Raw genomic sequence first — 3,408 nt, forward strand, 5'->3', positions numbered from 1 at the left:
CCAAAAAGCGTTTTGACACAATCTGGGCCGGTCACTGCCTGACGGCGATCGGCAGCAAGCGACCCATCTTACTTCTGATAACCCGCTTGCTTCACAGCGCGATCGGCGGCGGCGTTGCCCGCCTTCAGCGCTGCGTCCACACTGGTTTGCCCAGCAACGACGCCCGCAATAGCTTGCCCCACTATGGTTCCGAAAGACGGAAACTCGGGGATGCCTACGAATTGAATCCCACTGTACGGCACCTTCTTGAGCGACGGGTCGTTCGGGTCGGCCGATTCTATCGCTTTCAACACAAATTCTCCGAACGGAACGGCCTGCTTGTATTCGGGACGTGCAAAAGTCGACTTTCTGCTCGGAGGAACGGATGCCCAGCCCTCGTCCGTTCCAACCATCTCGATGTACTGTTTTGACGTTGCCCAGGTAACAAATTTCTTCGCGGCATCCCGCGACTTCGAGGTCTTGGGGATCGCGAGCGACCACGACCACAGCCAATGCGATCCTTTCGGCGTCACCGCAACCGGTGCCGCAGCGAAGCCTATCTTGTCCGCCACTTTCGACTGCGACTTGTTGTAGAGCGTGCCCGCGGCGGCCGTCGCATCGATCCACATCGCGCAATTCCCGGACGACATCAGCGTCAGGTTCTCGTTGAAGCCGTTCGAGCTCGCTCCGGGCGGCCCATCGTTCCTCAAGAGATCGGCATAGAAGCTGATCGCCTTGTGCCACTCCGGCGTATCAAGCTGTGCTTTCCAGTTCTCATCGAACCAGCGTCCACCGTAGGTGTTCACCACGGTCGACACGTAGGTCATGTTTTCACCCCAACCTGCCTTCCCGCGCAAACAGATGCCATACTGACCCTTGGGCTTATCGGTGAGCGTGTCGGCGAATCGCTTGATCTGGCCGTAAGTCGGCTGATCCGGCATCTTGAGCCCAGCGGCCTGAAACAGGTCCTTCCGATAAAAGGTCATCGAGCTCTCGACATAGAACGGCAGCGCGTAGAGTTGGCCATCGTAGGAAAGGCCGTCGCGCGCGGTCTTTACCACGTCGTCGAGATCGTAATCGACCGGCAGATTGGTCATCGGCACCAGCCAGCCGCGCTTGCCCCACTGCGGCGTTTCGTACGTACCAATTGCAACCACGTCGAACTGGCCGCTGTTAGTGGTGATATCGGTCGTCGCGCGCTGACGAAGCACGTTTTCCTCAAGGATCACCCAGTTCAGCTTGATATCCGGGTTCGCCTTCTCGAAGCTCGCGGAAAGCTTCTTGAGTTCGATCGTGGCCGGACCGTTGAAAGTAGCGATGGTGACATTTGCCGCGCTGGCAACTTGTGCCGCGCAAACCGAAAGGCCAGCAAGCGCAAGCTTGCGAATCAGCGCGCGGCGCGTAGAGTTTGTCATCGTCATGAGAGTCTCCGTTCGTTTTCATTGGTGGCAGCGTTTGGTTCCTCGGAGCTCGCGGCGAAGTTGGACGATGCTGTCAGGACCGCGGCGGCTGACGTACAAGCAATGACGATTCGGCGCTCGGACCAGATTGAGTTCATGATGGTTGCGTCCTTACCCTCGGACTAAGCGCTGTACACATACGAAGCGTCGTATCTCGAGCGGTCTTCGTTTCCCGACAAGGCGGAGAAGTGATCAGGTTGCCCGCCGTCGAACACTCGGTTTGAGCCGACCTGTGCCCGGGTGTGCTGGGTCCACAAGAATCGTGTAAGGCTATCTGTAAGTACTTCGTAGGCTGGCTTAGCCCAAAGCCTTCCAGATGAGCGCCGACTGCCGAACGCCAAGGCACGACCACGCTTCACGCGGCCTATAGTCTTGTCGGCGGGTGTTGATGACGGCCGAGCGCGGAGTGCGCATGATGGGCCGTCAGGCCGATCGACGCACGGGTGCTGCGTCGACGCTACTAGCCCGCCTGTGGCGCACAGAAGGATGTACTCTGATTGTATATTCTCGACAGGCAAACGTAACGAAAACTAGCGCAGTCAAGTGTAAAACGGTTATGGACTCAGGAAGATCTACACGCTGCGCGCCTTTTCGTAGTCGATTTCTTTTTTTCCGAAATTCCAATCAAGCATTAGGGCGCAGTCGCCCTCGAACATCGCGTCGGCGCGACCTATCGGTCGGTGGGCGCTTTGGAGCCCCTTCCCGTCCCCAGTTAGTTTCTGCGAATGCCGCCACTGCGCTGCAGAGCGACCGTTCTGCCCCGCCGCCGCTCGCACGCAACTAGACGTCACCGATTTGTGTCCCCGCCTGTCAATGCTCGCAAAGGACTGTTCTGCGCATATTGAGCGAGCCGCTTGTCGAGCCATCCCCGGTTCCTGGTGGCTGGTCCCCCTCACCAGGTGCTATGTTAAGCACTGCGGGAATAACGGCGAAAATCAGTGATGGAACAGGAATAATGGCGAAAGTTATCAATCTCTACCGCTATCCAATCAAGGGTCTCTCTCCCGAGCCCTTGACGGAAATGGCCGTCAGCCACGGGCAAGGACTGTCCTTCGACCGCGCATTCGCGCTGGCGCTCGGCACGACGCGCTTCGATCCGGAAGCCCCCGAGCCGCTCGACAAGGGCTATTTCCTGATGCTGCGCAAGAATGAAAAGCTTGCCGCGCTGGAGACGCGGCTGGATCCAGAGACCGGCACGCTAACCATTCGCTATCGCGGTGAGCTTGTGCTTGAGGCGGCGACGACGAGTGCTGCGGGCCGCGAGGCGATCGAGGATTTCATGGCGGCTTATCTGGGCGAAGCGACTGAAGGCCGCCCCCGCCTAGTCTCGGCCGCAGGCCACATATTCACGGATGTCAGCGTGGTCTCGCCGGTCATGATGAAAGCGATCTCGGTGATCAACCTGGCCTCCGTGCGGGCGCTTGAGGAGGCGACCGGGACTTCCGTGCACCCCCTGCGCTTCCGCGCCAACATCTATCTTGACGGCGTGCCTGCCTGGGCGGAGCTCAACTGGCTCGGGCGGGAAGTCGAGATTGGCGGGATACGCTTTCGCGGGGCCCTACGGACGCGGCGCTGTGCCGCCATCAACGTCAACCCCGAGACCGCCACACGCGATGCCAATCTGCCGAAAACGATCATGCAGCATTTCGGCCATGCCGATCTTGGCATTTATCTTGAGGTGCTGAGCGACGGCGTCTGTTCGGTCGGCGATGCGGTGACGGTCGCGGCCGCCGCCTGACGAGGGCGGAAAGGTAATCAGGGTTTCGAGATTCTGTTCGTCGGACCAGCGCTTTACTCCCGGCTTCCTTCGGATTCCAGGTTGCCCGCAGCACCGTTGCCTTTCGCTAACTTCCCCTTGTCGGGCCCGACGCGGTTGGCCGAACCAGGAAGTTCGTCGCAAGCCGCACCGCCAACAGCGGCGAACTTCGGCTGTCGACCCATTTGTGCCGTTCGAACATTGCTCTGCTCA

At 59.5% G+C, this 3,408-nt stretch carries 2 protein-coding genes; one reads left to right on the forward strand and one right to left on the reverse strand.

Annotated features, from left to right (window positions below; all coding sequences use genetic code 11):
* Nucleotides 1-68: 68 nt before the first annotated feature.
* Nucleotides 69-1,394, reverse strand: a complete 1,326-nt coding sequence (locus tag QOC89_RS23865) for an ABC transporter substrate-binding protein (protein ID WP_416340455.1) — start codon at nucleotides 1,392-1,394, stop codon at nucleotides 69-71.
* Between the two features lie 1,000 nt (nucleotides 1,395-2,394).
* Here QOC89_RS23865 and QOC89_RS23870 point away from each other — a divergent pair.
* Entirely contained in the window at nucleotides 2,395-3,177 is a 783-nt protein-coding gene (locus tag QOC89_RS23870) for an MOSC domain-containing protein (protein ID WP_323047274.1), read from the forward strand.
* Nucleotides 3,178-3,408 lie beyond the last annotated feature (231 nt).

The sequence above is a fragment of the Paraburkholderia sp. genome, from assembly GCF_034668105.1.
GTDB lineage: Bacteria > Pseudomonadota > Gammaproteobacteria > Burkholderiales > Burkholderiaceae > Paraburkholderia.